The sequence below is a fragment of the Cellvibrio chitinivorans genome (assembly GCF_035117775.1).
GTDB lineage: Bacteria > Pseudomonadota > Gammaproteobacteria > Pseudomonadales > Cellvibrionaceae > Cellvibrio > Cellvibrio chitinivorans.
Genome location: NZ_JAYKKN010000002.1, coordinates 91,298 through 110,616 on the forward strand (window position 1 = coordinate 91,298; position 19,319 = coordinate 110,616).

A 19,319-nucleotide genomic window follows, 5' to 3' on the forward strand; every position below is an offset into this window, starting at 1 on the left:
ATTGTGAAAGATTAAAACTTGTCGATGGTTTTGCCATCAATTGTCGCTTTGTGGATGTAAATAGTATATGCATCGCCTTTTTCTTCTTGTTGCAGGCGAACTATTAAATAATTCCAATTTTTGGCGAGCCAAGCGTAGGTGACGCGATCATCGTTATCGCGGCTGCGTTTAACCTTAATGGTGTTTACTTTACCTAGTGGTGTTTCCAGTATTTCTTCGCCGACTATGGAGAATTTGTACTCTTTTAAGCGACCGCCATCGGCAATTTGATAGGCGAAATTTTTGTGTCCATTGAGCAGGTCTTGCTGCATTTGGATTTGATAGCTGACCTTGTCCTGTACTTTTTGTGCAATATCCATTTCCCAGCTGGTTTTTTGCACATTGTTGGTAACGCTTTTGTTTTTCCAGTCAAAGCTCAGTTCAGCAGTGCGGTCTTTGCCTAGCCCTCGTCTGGCGTAACTGTAGTGCAGAGGGCTAATGGTTTGTTGCGATGGATTCCACTGCATTTTGCTCAGTTCGGTGATGCTGCCGATCATGGAGTCTGCTTTAAATAGTAGCTCGTACTGATTATTGGCTGTCTTGGTTAGGCGATTATTAACGGTGATGTTGAATCCGTAAAGTTTTGCCTTGTATACATTGTCAAAGGTTTGTGGTGCCTCGGCAGCTATTGCGGTTGATGTGCAAAATACGGCGATAGAAATTGTTGAGATAGATCGTGCTATGGTGCGGAAGCTAGGCATAGGGATTCCTTTTATGGCTCATTGGCCTTAATTTGATGCCCGCACACCGGTAAAGTTTCACCTTTTAGCACGGCTTTGCCTTCCTTCATGGTTAGGTCGCCCTGTGCGAACCATTTTACAGCGAGGGGATAAATCACGTGTTCCTGACGCTGCACTCTCTTGGCTAGTAAGCTTGCATCATCAGTTGGCAGTACAGGAACGACTGCCTGAGCTATGGCTGGGCCACCATCCAGTTCTGCAGTGACAAAGTGAACAGTAACGCCGTGCTCAGTCTCACCGGCGTCGATTGCGCGCTGGTGAGTGTGTAACCCTTGATACTTCGGGAGGAGTGAGGGGTGAATGTTAAGCATCCGCCCCAAGTAATGCTCAGTAAACTCTGGCGTGAGAATGCGCATAAATCCAGCCAGTACAACAAGGTCGGGATTATAAGTGTCGATAACCCGCATCAGCTCCTGATCAAAGGCTTCGCGACTGCTGAAGCCTTTGTGATCCAGAACTACTGTGGGGATGTTCGCATTTGCAGCGCGGGTCAATCCCATAACATCAGGGCGATTGCTGATAACGGCGGCAATCTCTATTGGTAGGTCGCCAGTAGCGACACCATCAATCAGTGCTTGCAGGTTGCTGCCGCTACCGGAGATAAGAACAACAACGCGCAAGGCATTTACATCGTTTGTAGGCATGCGATTAGAGGCCTTGCAGCTCAACTTGGTGTTCATCGCCAGAGGCTTTGGCAATAGAGCCAATGACAAAAGCGTTTTCGCCAGCAGTGCGCAAAATGTTCAGTGCGTTGTCTTTTTCGTTGGCTGGAATGGCGATTACCATGCCTACGCCGCAGTTAAAGGTGCGATACATTTCGCGCATATCCACGTTGCCGCCTTTTTGCAGCCACTGGAATGCGGGTGGGAAAGTCCAGCTCTTGGTGTCGATAACCGCTTTGCAGCCTTCTGGTAATACGCGTGGGATATTTTCGGTCAAGCCGCCGCCAGTGATGTGCGCCATGGCATTTACTTGCGACTCTTTGATCAGCTTCAGTACTGATTTTACATAGATGCGGGTTGGCTCCATCAGCGCATCGGCCAGTGGGCGGCCACCGCAATCCTGAGTCAAGTCTGCATTGGTGACTTCGATGATCTTGCGGATCAGTGAGTAGCCGTTGGAGTGAGGGCCGCTGGAGGTGAGGGCGATAAGCGTGTCGCCTTCTTTTACTTTGCTGCCATCGATGATTTCGGATTTTTCAACTACGCCAGTGCAAAAACCGGCCAAATCGTAATCTTCGCCTTCATACATGCCTGGCATTTCGGCAGTTTCACCGCCAACCAGTGAGCAGCCGGCTTGTTCGCAGCCATCGCCAATACCGGCAACAACGGCAGCTGCAACATCAACATTCAGTTTGCCGGTGGCGTAGTAATCGAGGAAAAACAAGGGTTCGGCACCGGTAACAACCAAGTCGTTCACGCACATGGCAACCAGATCGATACCAATGGTGTCGTGTTTTTGCAGATTCATCGCCAAGCGCAATTTGGTACCTACGCCGTCAGTGCCAGATACTAAAACTGGTTGGCGATAGCCTTCGGGGATTTCGCACAGCGCCGCAAAGCCGCCTAGGCCAGCCATTACCTCGGGGCGACGGGTGCGTTTAGCAACACTTTTGATACGTTCGACCAGCGCATCGCCAGCTTCAATGTCAACGCCTGCATCTTTATAGCTAAGGGATGGGGTAGGGGTTTGGTTTTGGCTCATAGGAAAGGGCTCGCAACTCGGGCAATTGGACTGGTTCAAAAAAAGGCCGCCATTCTAACAGCTTATGTGGCGGCTTGCAGTTTAAAGAGCGACGGCGATACAAGTTATTCCGCTTGATGCGTGGGTGATGTCGCCAGAAAGCTGTTTTTGTTGAATGCTTCCCTAAATGGATTTGCCGCGTTTTTCATTAAGCCTGTTACAATGCCGCCTTCTTTACGAGTTGCTGACTGCATTTAGAGGTAATTCCTGTTGCTATTTTTGCATTCCCGTCCGCTGGCTTCATCCCTTTTGGTTTCCTTGTTTGTATCGCTGGGATTTATTATTTCCAGTGACGCAAATGCAGGGCAAAAGGTTGATATCTATCGCGCTGATGCGCTGGTTACTTCTCAGGCCGAGAGTGAGCGTAATGCCGCTGCTCGTGCAACTCTGGGGGAGTTGGTGGTGCGGGTTTCTGGTCAGCGCAGTGCACTTGATCATCCTGCTATTAAAGCGGCGCGTCCCAAGGCGCAGAACTATCTATTTGGCTTTAGCTATAAATCCACCTCCGAAAAAATCACCGTCGAGGGCAAAACTGTCCCCGCAGTTGGTGTGCAGTTGGATTACGCACCGCAAGCGATTGAAAAGCTTTTACGTGAATCCCAGTTGCCGCTTTGGCCTGCGATTCGCCCCAAGGTGCTGGTGTGGTTGGTAGTGAAAGATGTTAATGGTCTGCGCATGGCGCCCGAGGTCATTGATCTGCAGGCGATGCAGTCGCAAGCGCAATATCGCGGATTGCCGCTCAGCTTCCCCAAAACTGATGCGGGTTCGCTGTTAACGGCTGAAGATTTGTGGGCGTTAAATCTGGAAAAAATCAAAGAAGCTTCGCTTTCCTATAAAGTCGATGCCGTATTGGTGGGGCGTTACACCCCATCATCTATGGGGCCTTTGCCTGCTGCGCAAGTGATGGATATGGGAGCTGACGGAGTCTCAACCGAGCCAGCCCCTGCTATCGCAGAGCCTGCTGTTGTAGCGGATACCGCTCAGTCGACAGATGGTGAATTGGCTGAAGCTGCACCAGTCGAACAAGGCCCTTGGTTGGCAGATTGGCAATTGTTGCATGCTGATGACCAGCAAGTATTTACCGATGAAACCCCCGATGTGAAAGGTTTGTTTGTATCGGCAATTGATCAGGCGGCGGATTATTTTGCCAATCAATACGCCATTATGCCGACCAATCAAGGGCCGCAAGCGATTGTATTGCGTGTCACTAATATCACCAATTTTGCCGCTTTCAAGCAGGTTCAGGCGTATATCGATGATTTGGCAATCGTTCAGCGAATGGAAGTAATTCGCGTCAATGCCGATGGTGTGCTGGTGCGTGTAACGACTGAAGGTGATGTGCGCCTGTTGATGAACACCTTGGCGCTGGGGCGCAGATTGGCGCCAGTACAGTCGGATTTAATGGCTGCACCAGTGATTGCGAGTGAGATGCCAATGACTGGTGATACCTCTGGCATTGATGCCGAAGCCATGGCCGAGCTTGATCGGGCTTTGGCGAATGAACAAATTCCCGGTGTTACCTCAAGCGATTCTGCATTGGAAGCGCCAGTAGAGGATTCTATTTCAGCCAGTGTTGCGCCGATTGCCGGCGGCACAGTTGATAACCCTTTGATGTACGTGTGGCAATAATAACTATGCTCAGCTCGCCCCAGCAGTTGTCTCTCAGCGTTAATCTGAATGACGATGCTACCTTCGATAATTTTTACGCTCCTGTCCAAAGTCACAATGCAATGGTGGTGCAGGGGCTGCGTGCGCAACTGGATGGCAGCGGGGAATCCTTCATCTATTTATGGGGCGCTCCTGGCTGCGGCTTGACTCATCTGTTGCAGGCGGCTTGCCATCAGGCGCAAAGCACTGGTTTGTCAGTGCAATATTTGCCCTTGCGCGATTTGGTGGGCTATGCGCCGGATGAATTATTTGCCGGATTGGAAATGGTCGATTTGGTTTGTCTTGATTGTCTACCGACGATTGCCGGCCGTCCCGATTGGGAGTTGGCAATATTTAATCTCTACAATCAATTGCGTGATCAAGGCAAGCGCCTGTTGATGGCGGCTGAGCAAAGCCCGCGTGAGCTTGCATTGACGCTAGAGGACTTGCGCTCGCGTTTGCAGTGGGGGCTGACCTATCAAGTGCATAGCCTGAGTGATGAAGATAAACAACAGGCGCTGCAAATGCGCGCTCGCGCTCGTGGTTTGGAGTTGAGCGATGAAGTTGCGCAGTACATTACCCAGCGATTGCCGCGCGACACTAACGAGTTGTTCTGGCAATTGCAGCGGCTTGATCATGCGTCTTTAGCGGAACAACGTAAACTTACTATTCCTTTTGTAAAGAAAGTATTAGCGATTTGATCTCGCTTTCTTTCGGCTCCAGACTCTCCATTAAATTAATAACAATCACTCTGGAGAGTCTCAATGGCTGTATTTATTCCTCATTCCCTTGTATCGGCACTAGCACTGATTTGTGTATCCGGCTTTTTAGCGGGCTGCGCGCAGCCTTCTAATACTAATAAAACAAACGGCAATAACATCACCGCTGTTTCTGCTGAAAAAATAAAACTGAATCAGTTGGGGTTTATGCCTGCATCCGCCAAGTGGGCAATTGTTCCCGATGTTCCCGCGACGCGTTTCCACATCATTAATGCTGCAAGTGGCGTTGAGGTTTATAGTGCAACCTTGAGCGAAGCAGTTCACTGGGCGGAATCCGACGAGAGAGTAAAGCGCGCCGATTTTTCCAGCGTGAAAACACCCGGTGAGTATTTTGTGCGAATTGATGGGGTGATCGATTCAGTTTCATTTCAGATCGGGAATGATGTTTATGCGGAATTAAACGCAGCAAGCATCAAGGCGTTTTATTTCAATCGCAATAGCGCGGAATTATTGCCTGAGCATGCGGGTATTTTTGCGCGCCCGCTTGGCCATCCTGATACTCATGTATTGATTCATCCCTCTGCAGCCAGCGCTGCGCGTCCTGCTGGTAGTGTCATCAGCAGTCCTAAGGGTTGGTATGACGCGGGTGATTACAATAAATATGTCGTCAACTCTGGCATCTCTACTTATACCTTGCTTGCAGCTTATGAGCATTTTCCTGCGGTGTTTAATTCACAAACATTGAATATTCCTGAAAGTGGCGATGCCATTCCAGATTTGCTCAATGAAGTCATGTGGAATTTAGAATGGATGCTGACCATGCAAGACCCCAATGATGGCGGTGTTTATCACAAGCTCACTAACAAAAATTTCGATGGCACTGTGATGCCGCATCAGGCAACTACCGATCGCTATGTGGTGCAAAAAACCACCGCAGCAGCGCTCGATTTTGCTGCGGTGATGGCAACTGCGAGCCGCGTATTGGTTCAATATGAAAAACAACTGCCAAGCGTTTCTGCCAAAATGTTGGCTGCTGCTGAATCGGCATGGAAATGGGCAAAAGCAAATCCGGCCGTGATTTATCAGCAACCGAGCGATATAAAAACCGGAGAGTATGGCGATAAATTTTTAGCCGATGAATTCAGTTGGGCTGCAGCCGAGTTATATATCACTACTCGAAAAGATGCTTATTACGCAGAAGTAAAACCTGTAGAGACTGCTGCTACAGTTCCGGCATGGAGCGATGTGCGCGGCTTGGGTTGGATTTCATTGGCGCAGCATCGCAATAATTTAACTGCGGTTGCAGATCAACAATTAATTGCCCGTCGGATTGATGAGCTTGCTGCACAATTGCAATCGGTATGGGCTGCATCACCTTATCGCGTCACCATGCAGAAAAATGATTTTAAGTGGGGCAGTAATTCAGTCGCATTGGGGCAGGCGATGATGTTGATTCAAGGCTATCGCTTAAATGGCAAGCGCGAGTATTTGGATGCTGCACAATCCATGCTCGATTATGTGCTCGGCCGCAATCCGGTTGATATCTCTTTTGTAACTGGCTTTGGTGTGCAGTCGACTTTGCATCCGCATCATCGCCCATCGGAAGCAGATGGTATTGCGCAGCCAATTCCAGGGTTTATCTCTGGTGGCCCACAGCCGGGGCAGCAGGATCAAGATGATTGTCCGGTAGGCTATCCGTCATCACTCGCTGCTAAATCCTATTTGGATCACTATTGCAGTTACGCCAGTAATGAAATTGCGATTAATTGGAATGCACCTCTGGTATATGTCTCGGCCGCGCTTATGGCGTTAACGCCGCAAAACTAAAACCTACATCTCTTCGTTCAGGCCAGCCTTGTGCTGGCTTTTTTATTCCTAAAAAACATTTTTCTATTCCTGAAATCGGGCAGTGCAGGATAAGCGTTTACTCTATTTTTACGCTTTTCTGCATGTTATGTCAGAAAGGGTAAAGATCCGTTGGTCATATAGATAAGCTTTTACGCGCGGACTACTCTTAATTATCGGCTTTGGAGAGAGTCGTTCTACCACTGCTTAAAACATTATTTTAAAAATAGAGTTAGCCGTCATGAATAATTCGTTTAATCGCCGCGATCTTATGCGCGGCGCGGTTGCCAGTGCATTAGGACTTTCCAGTCTTTCAGCACTCGGTGCCGAACTCGCTTCATCCTCATTCACTTCTATAGATTCAGCAGGTACCGCACTCAAAGGCAATATTCAGCATTCGGTTGCGCGCTGGACATTTAATTTTTTATCGCTGGAAGAATTATCCCTTGTAGTGAAACGCTTGGGGTTCTCGGCAATTGATTTGGTCGGCCCCAGTGAGTGGCATATTCTCAAGCAGCACGACGTGGATTCATCCATGTGCAACGGCGCGGAGCTTAATCTGGAAGATGGATGGGGCGATGCAAAATTTCATAAGCCACTAATTGAAAGTTATCGCAAGCATATCGATTTGGTGGGCGACGCTGGCTATAAAAACCTGATTTGTTTTAGTGGCAATAAGCGCGGAAAAGATCCAGAAGAAGGATTAAAAAATGCAACCAAAGGGTTGAAAAAAATCCTTGCTCAAGCAGAGAAACGTGGCGTAGTACTGCAAATGGAATTGTTCAACAGCAAAGTCGATCACCCGGATTATTTTGCTGACAACTCAGCTTGGGGAATAGAACTTTGCAAACGTTTGGATTCTCCAAATTTTAAATTGTTGTACGACATTTATCACATGCAAATCAGCGAAGGCGACATTATTCGCACCATTCAAAATAATCATCAATATTTTGGTCATTACCACACCGCCGGAGTTCCGGGGCGAAATGAAATTGATGATTCGCAGGAACTCTATTATCCGGCAATTGTTCGTGCCATACATGCAACTGGCTTCAAAGGATATGTTGCGCAAGAGTTTATGCCGAAGCGCGCAACGGACAGCGAAAAAATTGAATCGCTGAAAGCGGCCATCCGCATCTGCGACGTTTAATTTCTATAAAAAGATTGTTTATCCCAGAGGTATTTTATGTCTGCTACTCAGCACTTTGACGCCATTGTTGTTGGCTCCGGTATTAGCGGCGGTTGGGCTGCTAAAGAACTTACAGAAAAAGGTTTGAAAGTATTGTTGCTTGAGCGTGGCCGCAATATTGAACACATTAAAGATTATGTGAACGCACATAAAGAGCCGTGGGATTATCCGCATCGCGGCCGCCCCACACAGGAAATGAAGCGCAATCACCCGGTGTTGCAGCGCGATTTTGTTTTGAATGAAGAAACCAATGGCATGTGGGCGAATGAACAAGAAAGCCCGTACGTTGAAAAGAAACGTTTTGATTGGTATCGCGGTTATCACGTAGGTGGCCGTTCACTGTTGTGGGGGCGCCAAAGTTACCGCTTTAGTCAGCGTGATTTTGAGGCAAATATAAAAGAAGGTGTGGCAATTGATTGGCCGATTCGCTATGCAGATATGGCGCCTTGGTACGATTATGTTGAGCGCTTTGCGGGAATTTCTGGTTCGCTTGAGGGTTTGGATCATCTTCCAGATGGAATCTTCATGCCGCCGATTGAATTAAATTGTGTAGAAAAAGATGTAGCGGCAAGAATTAAAAAAGCTTATGGCGGATCACGTTTAATGATCAACAGCCGTATGGCAAATATCACTGAACCTAAACCGGAGCAGGGGCGCGCGAATTGCCAATATCGCAATAAATGTTGGTTAGGTTGCCCGTTTGGGGCTTATTTCAGTACGCAATCATCTACGCTGCCTGCGGCGATGAAAACCGGCAATCTAACGCTGCGACCATTTTCAATCGTAAGCCAAGTGCTTTACGACAAAGATAAAAAACGCGCGCGCGGTGTGGAAGTCATCGATGCAGAAACCAATCAAACTTACGAGTTCACTGCAAATGTTGTTTTCCTCAATGCATCTGCATTTAACTCCACCTGGATTCTAATGAATTCCGCTACCGATATTTGGCCAGAAGGTTTGGGTAGCAGCAGTGGTGAATTGGGGCATAACGTAATGGACCACCATTTCCGTGTCGGTGCGAGTGGTGTAGTGGAAGGCTTTGAAGACAAGTATTACTACGGCCGCCGCCCTGCAGGTTTTTATATTCCGCGCTTCCGCAACCTAGGTGATGAAAAGCGTAATTACTTGCGCGGGTTTGGTTATCAAGGTGCAGCTAGTCGTGAAGGTTGGGACAGAAATGTGGCCGAGATGGGAATTGGCGCGAATTTAAAAAATGCACTTGCTGAACCGGGAGCATGGACAATTGGTATGACTGCGTTTGGTGAGATGTTGCCGCACCACGACAACCGAATTTATCTCGACAAAAAAGTAAAAGATAAATGGGGCTTGCCAGTATTGGCGATGGACGTAGAAATTCGCGAAAACGAACTTGCCATGCGCAAAGATATGATGCAAGACGCAGTGGATATGTTTGAAGCCGCAGGTTTGAAAAATGTAAACGGTGCTGATTGGGGTTACTCACCGGGTATGGGTATTCATGAGATGGGTACTGCGCGTATGGGGCATGATCCTAAAACATCGGTGCTGAATAAATTTAATCAGGTGTGGGATGCGCCTAACGTATTTGTCACCGATGGTGCCTGCATGACCTCGGCATCCTGTGTGAATCCATCGCTCACTTATATGGCGTTAACGGCGCGCGCAGTTGATCACGCGGTAAAAGAATTGAAAAAGGGGAATCTGTCATGAATCGCCGCGAATTATTAAAACTAATTACTGCTACAACCGGCACTGCGATGATTGGTGGAGCTGCCGCAACCTTATTGAGTGGTTGCGCGACACAATCACACGCGCCGCTCGTTTTCTCAGCAGATAATATTGTTCTGCTTGATGAAATTGCAGAAACCATTTTGCCGCGCACCGAGACTCCCGGCGCAAAAGATGCAAAAGTCGGTGAGTTTATGGCGGTCTACGTGACTGATTGCTACACGCAGCAAGAGCAAGCAGTATTTCATCAAGGGCTAATCGATTTTGAAGCTCGCTGTGAAAAAACCTACGGCCGTTCATTTGTGAATTTACAACCTGCCGAGCGCGAAGCATTTGTGAGTGAGCTTGACCAACAAGCTTATGCACAAGCAACGCAAGGAAATATCCAATATTTCACTATGATCAAACAACTTACGTTATTTGGATTTTTTACGTCGAAAGAGGGTGGAACCCAAGTGCTGCGTCACGCACCTATACCCGGCCGTTTTGATGGTGAGCTAGCCTATAAACCGGGTGATCGGGCGTGGGCGACTAAATAATAGAAATGCATAAGGGCGATCAATTGATCGCCCTTATTTGTTTAGGCGATTTGTATTTAAATAGTCAATAATTGGGAGTTTGTATTTAAGTGAGGCGGTTGGTTTTTCTTTAATGGTGTTGCACCAAGAGATAATTGCCATGAAAATCTGCGTAAGAAAAATTCTGTTAATTATCTCTTTAACCTTTCTTACATCTTGTGGGGGCGGCGGAGGGGGCGGTAATAAGCCTACTTCATCAAGCATAGTGGTGCAGTCTTCTGCGAGTGCAGTAACCGTATCATCCTCTTCGTCATCCACATCATCATCGCTTTCCAATAGTATTTCTGGTGTGGCTGAACGGCCATCAAACACCACCTGCATAGCGCCTGCTCCTGTTAATTCTAGTGTGCCGACGACCATTAGTTGGCAGGCCGTTTTTCCTTCATTGCCCAACATGGCTAATGCGACAAACTTGGTTCAAGTGCCAGGCGATGATAATTATTGGTATGCAACGCAGCAGCTCGGCAGAGTAGTGCGCTTTCAAAATACTTCATCCGCAAATGCACTGGATGAGGTTTTGAATATTGACGACCGTGTAGATTTTTCAGGAGGTGAAACCGGGTTGCTGGGAATGGTGTTCCATCCACAATTTTCCAGCAATCGCTATGTGTATTTGAATTACATCGGGCGCAATAGCAGCAATAGTTTGGAATCGCGCATAGCGCGGTTTTCTGTTGATGAAAATGGAATGATCAATCGTGATTCAGAAAATATTTTGCTGCGATTCAATCAGCCCTATTCAAATCATAATGGTGGTGCGCTGGCATTTGGCAGCGACGGCTATTTATATATCAGCTCGGGCGATGGTGGCAGTGGTGGCGATCCGCAGCAAAATGGCCAAAACACGAACAACTTACTCGGAAAAATTTTACGCATAGATGTAAATTCCACAAGTAGTGGTCGCAGCTACGCAATACCAGAAGATAATCCCTTTTCAGTCAGTGGCGGCTCGCCAGAAATTTGGGCCTATGGTTTACGTAATCCCTGGCGGTTTGGTTTTGATCGGGTAACCAATGAGCTTTGGGTGGGGGATGTAGGGCAGAACGCGTGGGAAGAAATTAATCTGGTGGTGCGTGGCGGAAATTATGGTTGGGGAGATATGGAGGGCGATGGCTGTTACAGCGGACGAGCAAATTGTTCTATTGCCAATAAAATCAAACCAGTGTTGTCGATTAGTCATAATTCAGGTATATGTTCAGTCATTGGCGGTTATGTGTATCGCGGTGCGCAATATCCTGCCGCGTATGGGAAATATTTTTTTACCGATTACTGCGTCAATAGTATGCAATCAATTACTCGCATTAATACTGAATCAATTAATGTGGAAAATCATGGCTCTGTGCCAACGAATATAGTGTCGTTCGCGCAAGATAATCAGGGTGAGCTCTATGCACTTGGCCAATCCGGTGCAGGTTCCCAAATTGTAAAAATGCAGGCGACTGGCGGTGGTTTGCAAGTGGGAACAATGGCGGAAAACTTATCACAAACCGGTTGCGTTAATTCTATCAATCCAACATTACCTGCAGCGGGAATGGTTTCTTACTCAGTGCAAGTGCCTTTCTGGTCTGACTCAGCTGAAAAAGAGCGCTATTTATCATTGCCCAATAACACGCAAATTGAACTAGCTGGCGATGGGGATTTTTTATTTCCTGTTGGCAGCGTGTTAATGAAGCATTTCAAATTGGGTGATAAATTTATTGAGACAAGATTGTTTGCACACAGTGAGTTAGGTTGGCAGGGGTTTAGTTACGAGTGGCGCGATGACCAAACAGATGCAGTGTTACTCAGTGATGGAAAAGAAAAATTAATTGATGGAGTGCATTGGCAGTATCCAACTTCTGGTCAATGCCTTGTTTGTCATACACAAGCCGCTAACTTCGCGTTGGGATTGGAAACCCTGCAATTAAATAATTCATATCTATATGGCGCGAGTGGTATTACAGCCAATCAGTTGGATACGCTTGCGCATATCAATTTGTTTTCTTCAGCTATTTCAGTCAATCAAAAAGCACAAACACTTTTTTTACAAAGCGACACGGTTGCGAGTGTGTCGCAACGTGCACGTAGTTATTTGCATAGCAATTGCAGCAACTGTCACCGCCCCGATGGGCCAACGCCGGTAAATATTGATTTGCGCTTTACTACTGCACTTTCAGCAATGAATGTATGTGATCTGCAGCCAGTTGCTGGCGATATGGGAATAACTAATGCACGAATCGTGGCGGCGGGTGAGCCAGAAGCTTCTGTATTGCTGCAGAGAATGAAAGTGCGCGATCAATTTCAAATGCCACCTATTGGTTCGCATTTGGTGGATGAGGAAGGTGTAGAGTTGGTTAGAAGCTGGATTGCCAGTTTAGAAACTTGCCAATAACGGATGCTGTTATTTCCATTATTGGCAAGTGACGATTTAATTAAGGTGCAACACAATCCAAGCACTGCACATAAATTCCTTGCGGGTCATTTAATTGTTTCAGATCGTGCAGCGGTTTTAGTGTTGGTGCCAAATCGTTCAGCATGCTTAAGCTGGTGAATTTTGCGAGTAGGGATGTAGGTGCGGCTATGCCTGCTTGCCCTTGTGTGAGCGAGCGCAAAAACTCTTCTTTTGGTGATAGCGGACGCTGCACAAACTCTACGTTATAGCTGCTGAGGTTGGCTTCTTGCGCGATGGCGATAATGACATCTTGCAGCGTACCCAGTTCGTCAACTAGACCTATTTCTTTGGCTTTATTGCCGGTCCATACGTGACCCTGCGCGATTTCATCGATTGCTTTCACATCTTGCTTGCGTGCATCTGCAACCAAATTGATAAAGCGTTGATAAATGTGGTCGACCCCCATTTGGATGACTTTGCTGGCTTTTTCCGAGAGTGGACGATCAAGGCGCATGCTGCCTGCTAATTCTGTGGTGCCAACGCCATCGGTATTAATACCAATTTTTTGCAGAGAATTTTCCAGCGTCGGGAATGCGCCGAACACGCCAATAGAACCGGTGATGGTGGTTGGTTGTGCCCAAATTTTATCGCCCGCGGTTGCAATCCAATATCCACCGGATGCTGCCACAGTGCCCATGGAAATATATATCGGAATTTTTTTCTCGCGCAGCGCGATTATTTCCGAGCGAATAATTTCAGATGCAAATGCACTGCCGCCACCTGAGTCGATGCGAATAACCAGTGCTTTTACTGCTTTATCGTCTTTAACCTGACGCAATAATTCGAGCATGCTTTCGCTGCCGATATTGCCGTCGGGTTGATGTCCGTCAACGATGGAACCCGATGCGACCAAAACGGCAACTTTATCTGCTTCAAATGAAGGATGTTTGCGGATGTCCGCCAAGTAAGATTTTACCCCAACACCGTTATACCAATCGCCATCCTGATTTAAGCCTGCTTTTTCTATCAGCATTTTTTCCATTTGTTGGCGCGAGGCAAGTTTGTCCACCAAGGCTTTTTCCAAAGCCAATTTGGCACTGTCGCCGGTGGTGAGTGCCATATGCGCATCTATATTGTTCACATAGTCATTGATGCTACCCGGTGGCAAATGGCGCAGGCTTTCAATTTTGTCGGTGTAGTTTGCCCAGAGTTCATTGATCCATTGCGCGTTGTGTTCGCGCGACTCTTCTGACATGTCATCGCGCAAGTAAGGTTCTAAATAATCTTTATATTTTCCTGAGCGGAAGGCATGAATATTAACGCCGAGTTTATCTAGTGCGGATTTGTAATAGTTCATGTAACGGTCATAGCCGGTGATTTCAACCAGACCTAATTCGTGCAGATAAATCTCGTCGGCGAAACTGGCGAGATAGTATTGATCTTGCGAGTAGTTATCGCTGACGGCGATGATTTTTTTGTCGGCGCGTTTGAAGTTCTCCAGCGCTTGGCCGATGTCATTCATCTTGCTAATGCCACCGCCGAATAAACGGCCGGGTTCCAGTACCAGCATGGTGACACGTTTATCTTTGGCTGCTTTATTGATGGCTTCAACTAGATCGCTTACCAGTGTTTCAGTTTCTTCCGGATCTTCATCAGATAGCAGCAAGCTTGCAGGGTCTATGTGGCTGCGTTGATCAACCAAAATACCGGTTGGTGCAACGCGCAGTGCAAAACTTTCTGGCAGCGGTTGTGGTGCGCTGGAGCCTATTACTACCAACAGCATGAGTAGTAAAAAAATGAAAAAAAGGTTCATCAACAAATTGCGCAACCATGTAATGGATGAGCCTATGCCGCTAAAAAAGCGCTTCCATTTGCCTGTTTTTTTAGGCGCTGCTTGATAAGTAACGGGCGGCACCTGAGCTGCGCTAGGAGCAACAGGTGGTTCGTAATGATTTACCGACACAATAACGTCCTTCCTAAAATGATGAGTTGTTAGGGAACCTCTGAAAAATGTTTACAGGGCAAACAAGTTAATTTTTCAGAGACTCCTTAGATTTGGTAGATAAATAATAATTCCAGTACTGCAACCAGCGGCTGGACATCATGGCGCCGATAAATAGGCTGCAGGTCAATAGCGTGATCAACCAATAAGAAAACGCCCAACTGCCCATTAGCAGCGGAATAATGCCTACAAAATACATAAGTGAAACAAAACACAGCCAGCTGTAAGTGCGATGTGTTGGTTTGCGCAGCAGCGGAGCAAAAATTAGCAGCGGAAACATTTGGAATAGCCAAAGAACAACATTGCTGTTGTCGCTGGTGAAGTTTAAGAGTGTAAATAAAAACAACAGCCCGCAATAACTGATAAGTGTAATCTTTTGCCCTAACTGCAATTTTTTATTCAAAACAATTGCGTCTGCATCGGTGATGACAATTACTTTTTTAGGTTTTTGATTGTGGTTTTCTTGCTGCTCTTCTTGCGCGTCAGTTTGTGAATTGTGTTGATCAGGTGATTGAGTCATATCTTAGCCTTTTAATTGCAGCGCGAAGGTGGCAACACGTTTGCCAAGCGCTTGGCAGAGCGCAATTTCATCGTTGCTGAGTTTGGTTGGGGTATCGCCGCTGGCGAGATGCGATGCACCATAGGGCGTGCCGCCGGTGCGCGTGGTGTTGACACTGGCTTCGCTATAAGGAATACCTGCGATCACCATACCGTGGTGCAATAACGGCAGCATCATGCTCAGCAGAGTGGATTCTTGCCCTCCGTGCAAACTGGCAGTGGAGGTAAATACTGCAGCGGGTTTGTTAATTAAATCGCCGTTTAACCAGAGGCCGCTGGTGCCATCGAGAAAATATTTCATCGGCGCAGCCATGTTGCCAAAACGGGTAGGGCTGCCGAGGATTAAACCCGCGCAATTTTTTAGATCATCTTCGCTGCAATACAGAGCGCCGCTGTCAGGGATTGCTGCTTCGCTTGCTTCGATAACCGTGGATACTGCAGGCACAGTGCGCAAGCGCGCTTCAATTCCTGTTACTAGCTCAACGCCACGGGCAATTTGTTTTGCCATTTCAAATGTGGAGCCGTTACGGCTGTAGTACAAAATCAAAATGTAAGAAGTCATAAAAATATCTTTAGTCAAAATCTTTGGGGGTTAATCGTCACAGACGGTCTCGTGTGCTCATCTGTGACGATTAACTTACTTGATAATCTGCAAAACATTTTCTGGCGGGCGGCCGATGATGGCTTTATCGCCATGAATAGCAATTGGGCGCTCGATCAATTTTGGATTTTCCACCATCGCTTTAATTAATGCGGATTCGCTTAATGAGGTATCTGCCAATCCCAATTCTTTATAGGCATCTTCGCCTTTACGCAATAAATCACGTGCGCCGATTCCCAATTTATCCAGCAATGCCTTCAAGGTTTTGGCATTGGGCGGTGTTTCCAAATAGAGAATAATCTCGGGTTCTTGCCCATGTTCACGCAGTAGCGCCAGCGCATCACGCGATTTTGAACAGCGGGGGTTGTGATAGAGTGTGACCATAATTGTCTCTTGATAACGTCTATTTTTAGGTGCGACGCAGATTATAACGGCTGCGCCCCGACTTGGTTTAAGGATTTAACGTTATGCCGCTGTCTCCCTCGCTGATTGAACTTGCACAGCAAAAATATCGCTGGATGCTTGGCTTTTTTTGCTTGATGGTGCGCCAGTATCAAGCTAAATCCTGTCAAAAGAGCGCTGCCTCGCTGACCTATGTCACCCTGTTTGCCACTGTACCTATGATGACAGTGACCTATTCAATGTTTTCGATTATTCCTGCCTTTCAGAACCTGGGCAGTGAACTCCAAACCGTGTTATTTCATCAATTCCTGCCAAATAGTGAGCAAGATCTAAGTAGATATCTAACTGAGTTTTCAACCCAAGCGAGACAACTGACGGTATTTGGCTTGGCATTTTTGTTGGTGTCGGCCTATTTAATGCTCAAAAATATCGAGCAAAACTTTAATAGCATTTGGGGTGTAGCGCGCGGCCGGCGCGGTGTGGGCAACTTTTTACTCTACTGGGCGATTCTGAGTTTGGGGCCATTACTATTGGGCGCCGCGCTGGGGATGAGCACTTATCTCGCCTCATTTCGGTTAATAGTGGGGGCTTACGATAGCCTTGGATTTTTTGAGTGGGTATTGCAATTCGCACCCTGGTTGCTCACTTGGGCGGCATTTACGTTGTTATTTGTCGCAGTACCTAACTGCAAGGTATCGGTCAGGCATGCCATGATCGGCGGACTTGTGACCACTATTGGCTTTCAAGGGCTAAAAGCGGCATTTGGGTGGATTGTCGGCCATTCAGCTTTTTCGTTGATTTATGGCGCTTTTGCTGCAGTTCCATTGTTTCTGCTGTGGGTGAATTTGATTTGGACGGTGATCCTCGGAGGGGCGGTATTTGTACATACGATTGGCGCGCATCAAATAGTCCTGCGCGACCGCAATTATCCCGACCTGTTCGCCAGCTTGATGGTGCTCTGGCGTTGTTATCGCGCTTCTGAAAAGGGTGATGCAGTAGCAGAGCGTGATTTGTTGCAGGGGTTGGCGGCGGAGCAATGGCTGCGAATTCGCGATGCCTTGGCTAAAAATGGTGTGATTACTACTAATTACCAAGGCGACTATCTGCTTAGTCAGAATCTGCACCTGCTCAGTTTGCAGCAGTTGAGCGATATATTGCAGTTGCAACGTCAGTTACCAGAGGATCAGGAAGAAATCAGCGAATTACCTTGGGGAGGTGAGGCTTTGCGTATTTTGGGCAATGTCGATGCCAGCAAAGAGCAGCTGTTGGCGATCAGTGTGGCTGAGCTTTTTTCGTCGCAAATCAACTCATCTATTCCTATGGCGAACATCTGAGCCAAGGAAAAGCTGGGTAAAAACTCGCAGTGAAGGTCGATCCCTGACTATACTCACGATCATTGACTCGTTCCAAACAATCCATTTACCAACAAGAAACTTTTATTCCATGGCGACACCTCTGTTGATTTGTGATGACTCCATGATGGCGCGCAAGCAGGTTGCGCGCTCTTTACCAGAAGGCTGGGAGGTGGATATCACCTTTGCGACCAATGGCGCCGAAGGCTTACAGGCAATCCGTGAAGGCAAGGGCGAGATGGTGTTTCTCGACCTGACTATGCCTGATGTAGATGGCTACCAGGTATTGGAAACTGTCAAATCCGAAGGGCTTGATGCGCTAATCATTGTGATTTCTGGCGATATTCAACCCGCAGCCCATGCGCGTGTCACCCAATTGGGCGCGCTCGACTTTATTCAAAAGCCGGTTAACCCGGAAAAACTGGCTGCAACCCTGCGCAAATTCGGGCTTATTTAATTCCTTTTTAATTCTTTCGTCTTTTACCTTTCAGTAACTAAAATGCCGGCTCATTAATGAATGCCGGCTTTTTATTTTTATTATTTGGATCGTTCCTATGCAATTCTCCCGCTTTGGCCAAAAACTCTGTACTGATGCCGGCATTGTCACTTTGATGGATGATTTGGGCGAAGCGCTGCGGGTGAATCCCGATATGATTTTTATGGGCGGCGGTAACCCGGCGCGGATTCCAGCAATGGAGCAGGCATTTGAAACGGCCTTGCGCGAAACTCTCGCGGATGCGCAGGAAACGCAGCAGTTATTGGGTGTTTACCAGCCGCCACAGGGTGATGCGGACTTGCTTGATGCTATCGCCAATTTGCTGCAACAAGAATATCAATGGCCAATTTCACGCGCGAATATTGCGCTCTCCAACGGCAGCCAGTCAGCATTTTTTGTGCTGTTCAATTTGTTTGCGGGCGATTATCCAGACGGCTCCAAAAAACGCATCCAGCTACCGCTGACGCCGGAGTATTTGGGGTACAGCGACTTGGGCATTAGCGACGATTTTTTTACCTCGACTCGCCCAAGTATTGAAATGCTGCCCGACGGATTTTTTAAATACCACGTGGATTTTTCGCAGCTCAAGATCACCGCTGAAACCGGTGCGCTCTGTGTGTCGCGCCCGACTAATCCTACCGGCAATGTCATTAGCGATGATGAGTTATCAAAACTGGATGAATTGGCGCGCGAGCATCGCGTGCCGTTTATTGTCGATGGCGCCTACGGAACACCTTTCCCCAATATTATTTTTGCCGATGCCGAACCTCACTGGAATGACAACACAATTTTGGTGCTTAGTTTGTCTAAATTGGGATTGCCCGGCGCGCGCACCGGTATTGTGATTGCTAACCCCGATGTAATTAGCGCCTTTGCAAAAGCCAATACCATTTTAAGTTTGGCAACGGGAAATTTTGGCCCGGCTCTCGCGCGGCATTTATTGGCGGATGGAAGAATTTTGCAGCTGAGCCGCGAAGTTGTTGCGCCTTTTTATCGCGACCGTATGGAACATGCTGTTGCGGCGTTTAAGCAACAGCTTGGTGATCTGCCTTGTTATATTCACAAACCCGAGGGCGCTATCTTTTTGTGGTTGTGGTTTAAAGATTTGCCCATCAGCAGTGAAGAACTTTATCAGCGCTTAAAAGCGCGCGGCGTATTGGTTGTGTCCGGGCATCACTTTTTCCCTGGGTTGCAGGAAGATTGGCAACATGCACACGAATGTATTCGTGTGACCTATTGTCAGGATGCCAGCGTGGTGGAGAAGGGCGCACAGATTATTGCCGATGAAGTAAAACGTATTTACAGCGCGAAGCAATAATCTGCGCAGATG

19 protein-coding genes are annotated in these 19,319 nt (G+C 47.4%); 10 read left to right on the forward strand and 9 right to left on the reverse strand.

Translation table 11 applies throughout. The features are described 5' to 3' along the window. Positions 1–11: 11 nt before the first annotated feature. From SPL68_RS07045 to SPL68_RS07060, 4 genes are all read right to left on the reverse strand, one after another. Complete coding sequence (locus SPL68_RS07045; protein WP_323814394.1) at positions 12–740, reverse strand: DUF3108 domain-containing protein; 729 nt, start codon at positions 738–740, stop codon at positions 12–14. Positions 741–751: 11 nt separating this feature from the next. Beyond that, positions 752–1,423, reverse strand: coding sequence for a phosphoribosylglycinamide formyltransferase (gene purN / locus SPL68_RS07050; RefSeq protein WP_323814395.1), 672 nt, complete (start codon positions 1,421–1,423; stop codon positions 752–754). A gap of 4 nt (positions 1,424–1,427) precedes the next feature. Continuing rightward, positions 1,428–2,483: a phosphoribosylformylglycinamidine cyclo-ligase gene (purM, locus tag SPL68_RS07055; protein WP_323814396.1), complete on the reverse strand. Its 1,056-nt coding sequence runs from the start codon at positions 2,481–2,483 to the stop codon at positions 1,428–1,430. Between the two features lie 104 nt (positions 2,484–2,587). Beyond that, positions 2,588–2,716 (reverse strand): hypothetical protein, encoded by a 129-nt coding sequence (locus tag SPL68_RS07060; RefSeq protein WP_323814397.1) that lies wholly within the window; start codon positions 2,714–2,716, stop codon positions 2,588–2,590. Between the two features lie 16 nt (positions 2,717–2,732). Between SPL68_RS07060 and SPL68_RS07065 the strand changes: the two genes are divergently transcribed. The 6 genes from SPL68_RS07065 to SPL68_RS07090 all read left to right on the forward strand — a co-directional run bounded on the left by SPL68_RS07065 (position 2,733) and on the right by SPL68_RS07090 (position 10,168). Beyond that, the gene (locus SPL68_RS07065; RefSeq protein WP_323814398.1) at positions 2,733–4,151 is read left to right on the forward strand and encodes a DUF2066 domain-containing protein; all 1,419 of its coding nucleotides are present in this window, start codon (positions 2,733–2,735) and stop codon (positions 4,149–4,151) included. A 5-nt stretch (positions 4,152–4,156) separates the two neighbouring features. Continuing rightward, positions 4,157–4,870, forward strand: a complete 714-nt coding sequence (gene hda, locus SPL68_RS07070; protein ID WP_323814399.1) for a DnaA regulatory inactivator Hda — start codon at positions 4,157–4,159, stop codon at positions 4,868–4,870. A gap of 63 nt (positions 4,871–4,933) precedes the next feature. Next, complete coding sequence (locus SPL68_RS07075) at positions 4,934–6,715, forward strand: glycoside hydrolase family 9 protein (protein ID WP_323814400.1); 1,782 nt, start codon at positions 4,934–4,936, stop codon at positions 6,713–6,715. Positions 6,716–6,974: 259 nt separating this feature from the next. Then, complete coding sequence (locus SPL68_RS07080) at positions 6,975–7,883, forward strand: hydroxypyruvate isomerase family protein (protein ID WP_323814401.1); 909 nt, start codon at positions 6,975–6,977, stop codon at positions 7,881–7,883. Positions 7,884–7,919: 36 nt separating this feature from the next. Further along, a complete protein-coding gene (locus tag SPL68_RS07085) occupies positions 7,920–9,611 on the forward strand; it encodes a GMC family oxidoreductase (RefSeq protein ID WP_323814402.1) in 1,692 nt (563 codons plus the stop codon). Then, positions 9,608–10,168 carry a gluconate 2-dehydrogenase subunit 3 family protein gene (locus SPL68_RS07090; RefSeq protein ID WP_323814403.1) on the forward strand — a complete coding sequence of 187 codons (561 nt, stop codon included), beginning with the start codon at positions 9,608–9,610 and terminating at the stop codon, positions 10,166–10,168. Before SPL68_RS07085 ends, SPL68_RS07090 begins: the two co-directional genes overlap by 4 nt. 33 nt (positions 10,169–10,201) lie before the next feature. On the opposite strand, the gene SPL68_RS07095 is transcribed toward SPL68_RS07090, so the two are convergent. Next, complete coding sequence (locus SPL68_RS07095; RefSeq protein ID WP_323814404.1) at positions 10,202–10,603, reverse strand: hypothetical protein; 402 nt, start codon at positions 10,601–10,603, stop codon at positions 10,202–10,204. Between the two features lie 25 nt (positions 10,604–10,628). Here SPL68_RS07095 and SPL68_RS07100 point away from each other — a divergent pair, with 25 nt between their 5' ends. Next, entirely contained in the window at positions 10,629–12,578 is a 1,950-nt protein-coding gene (locus SPL68_RS07100) for a PQQ-dependent sugar dehydrogenase (RefSeq protein WP_323814953.1), read from the forward strand. 40 nt (positions 12,579–12,618) lie between these two features. On the opposite strand, the gene sppA is transcribed toward SPL68_RS07100, so the two are convergent. The 4 genes from sppA to arsC all read right to left on the reverse strand — a co-directional run bounded on the left by sppA (position 12,619) and on the right by arsC (position 16,123). Continuing rightward, positions 12,619–14,541, reverse strand: coding sequence for a signal peptide peptidase SppA (sppA, locus tag SPL68_RS07105; protein WP_323814405.1), 1,923 nt, complete (start codon positions 14,539–14,541; stop codon positions 12,619–12,621). Between the two features lie 67 nt (positions 14,542–14,608). Beyond that, positions 14,609–15,100, reverse strand: coding sequence for a DUF2069 domain-containing protein (locus tag SPL68_RS07110; protein WP_323814406.1), 492 nt, complete (start codon positions 15,098–15,100; stop codon positions 14,609–14,611). Between the two features lie 3 nt (positions 15,101–15,103). Continuing rightward, on the reverse strand, positions 15,104–15,700 hold the full coding sequence (wrbA, locus tag SPL68_RS07115; RefSeq protein ID WP_323814407.1) for an NAD(P)H:quinone oxidoreductase: 597 nt from the start codon (positions 15,698–15,700) through the stop codon (positions 15,104–15,106). 75 nt (positions 15,701–15,775) lie between these two features. Continuing rightward, positions 15,776–16,123 carry an arsenate reductase (glutaredoxin) gene (arsC, locus tag SPL68_RS07120; RefSeq protein ID WP_323814408.1) on the reverse strand — a complete coding sequence of 116 codons (348 nt, stop codon included), beginning with the start codon at positions 16,121–16,123 and terminating at the stop codon, positions 15,776–15,778. 83 nt (positions 16,124–16,206) lie between these two features. Between arsC and SPL68_RS07125 the strand changes: the two genes are divergently transcribed. The 3 genes from SPL68_RS07125 (at position 16,207) to SPL68_RS07135 (ending at position 19,307) form a co-directional block, all read left to right on the forward strand. Beyond that, positions 16,207–17,475 carry a YihY family inner membrane protein gene (locus SPL68_RS07125; protein WP_323814409.1) on the forward strand — a complete coding sequence of 423 codons (1,269 nt, stop codon included), beginning with the start codon at positions 16,207–16,209 and terminating at the stop codon, positions 17,473–17,475. A gap of 109 nt (positions 17,476–17,584) precedes the next feature. Then, positions 17,585–17,950, forward strand: a complete 366-nt coding sequence (locus SPL68_RS07130; RefSeq protein WP_323814410.1) for a response regulator — start codon at positions 17,585–17,587, stop codon at positions 17,948–17,950. 97 nt (positions 17,951–18,047) lie between these two features. After that, a complete protein-coding gene (locus tag SPL68_RS07135; RefSeq protein ID WP_323814411.1) occupies positions 18,048–19,307 on the forward strand; it encodes a valine--pyruvate transaminase in 1,260 nt (419 codons plus the stop codon). Positions 19,308–19,319 lie beyond the last annotated feature (12 nt).

Bases quoted from the DNA above. Each gene is read 5' to 3' on its own strand.
- SPL68_RS07095 (WP_323814404.1), bottom strand. From the start codon at position 10,603: ATGTTGGGCAATGAAGGAAAAACGGCCTGCCAACTAATGGTCGTCGGC.
- SPL68_RS07075 (WP_323814400.1), top strand. From the start codon at position 4,934: ATGGCTGTATTTATTCCTCATTCCCTTGTATCGGCACTAGCACTGATT.
- arsC (WP_323814408.1), bottom strand. From the start codon at position 16,123: ATGGTCACACTCTATCACAACCCCCGCTGTTCAAAATCGCGTGATGCG.
- SPL68_RS07060 (WP_323814397.1), bottom strand. From the start codon at position 2,716: ATGCAGTCAGCAACTCGTAAAGAAGGCGGCATTGTAACAGGCTTAATG.
- hda (WP_323814399.1), top strand. From the start codon at position 4,157: ATGCTCAGCTCGCCCCAGCAGTTGTCTCTCAGCGTTAATCTGAATGAC.
- SPL68_RS07110 (WP_323814406.1), bottom strand. From the start codon at position 15,100: ATGACTCAATCACCTGATCAACACAATTCACAAACTGACGCGCAAGAA.
- SPL68_RS07080 (WP_323814401.1), top strand. From the start codon at position 6,975: ATGAATAATTCGTTTAATCGCCGCGATCTTATGCGCGGCGCGGTTGCC.
- wrbA (WP_323814407.1), bottom strand. From the start codon at position 15,700: ATGACTTCTTACATTTTGATTTTGTACTACAGCCGTAACGGCTCCACA.
- purN (WP_323814395.1), bottom strand. From the start codon at position 1,423: ATGCCTACAAACGATGTAAATGCCTTGCGCGTTGTTGTTCTTATCTCC.
- SPL68_RS07130 (WP_323814410.1), top strand. From the start codon at position 17,585: ATGGCGACACCTCTGTTGATTTGTGATGACTCCATGATGGCGCGCAAG.
- purM (WP_323814396.1), bottom strand. From the start codon at position 2,483: ATGAGCCAAAACCAAACCCCTACCCCATCCCTTAGCTATAAAGATGCA.
- SPL68_RS07085 (WP_323814402.1), top strand. From the start codon at position 7,920: ATGTCTGCTACTCAGCACTTTGACGCCATTGTTGTTGGCTCCGGTATT.
- SPL68_RS07045 (WP_323814394.1), bottom strand. From the start codon at position 740: ATGCCTAGCTTCCGCACCATAGCACGATCTATCTCAACAATTTCTATC.
- SPL68_RS07125 (WP_323814409.1), top strand. From the start codon at position 16,207: ATGCCGCTGTCTCCCTCGCTGATTGAACTTGCACAGCAAAAATATCGC.
- SPL68_RS07090 (WP_323814403.1), top strand. From the start codon at position 9,608: ATGAATCGCCGCGAATTATTAAAACTAATTACTGCTACAACCGGCACT.
- SPL68_RS07135 (WP_323814411.1), top strand. From the start codon at position 18,048: ATGCAATTCTCCCGCTTTGGCCAAAAACTCTGTACTGATGCCGGCATT.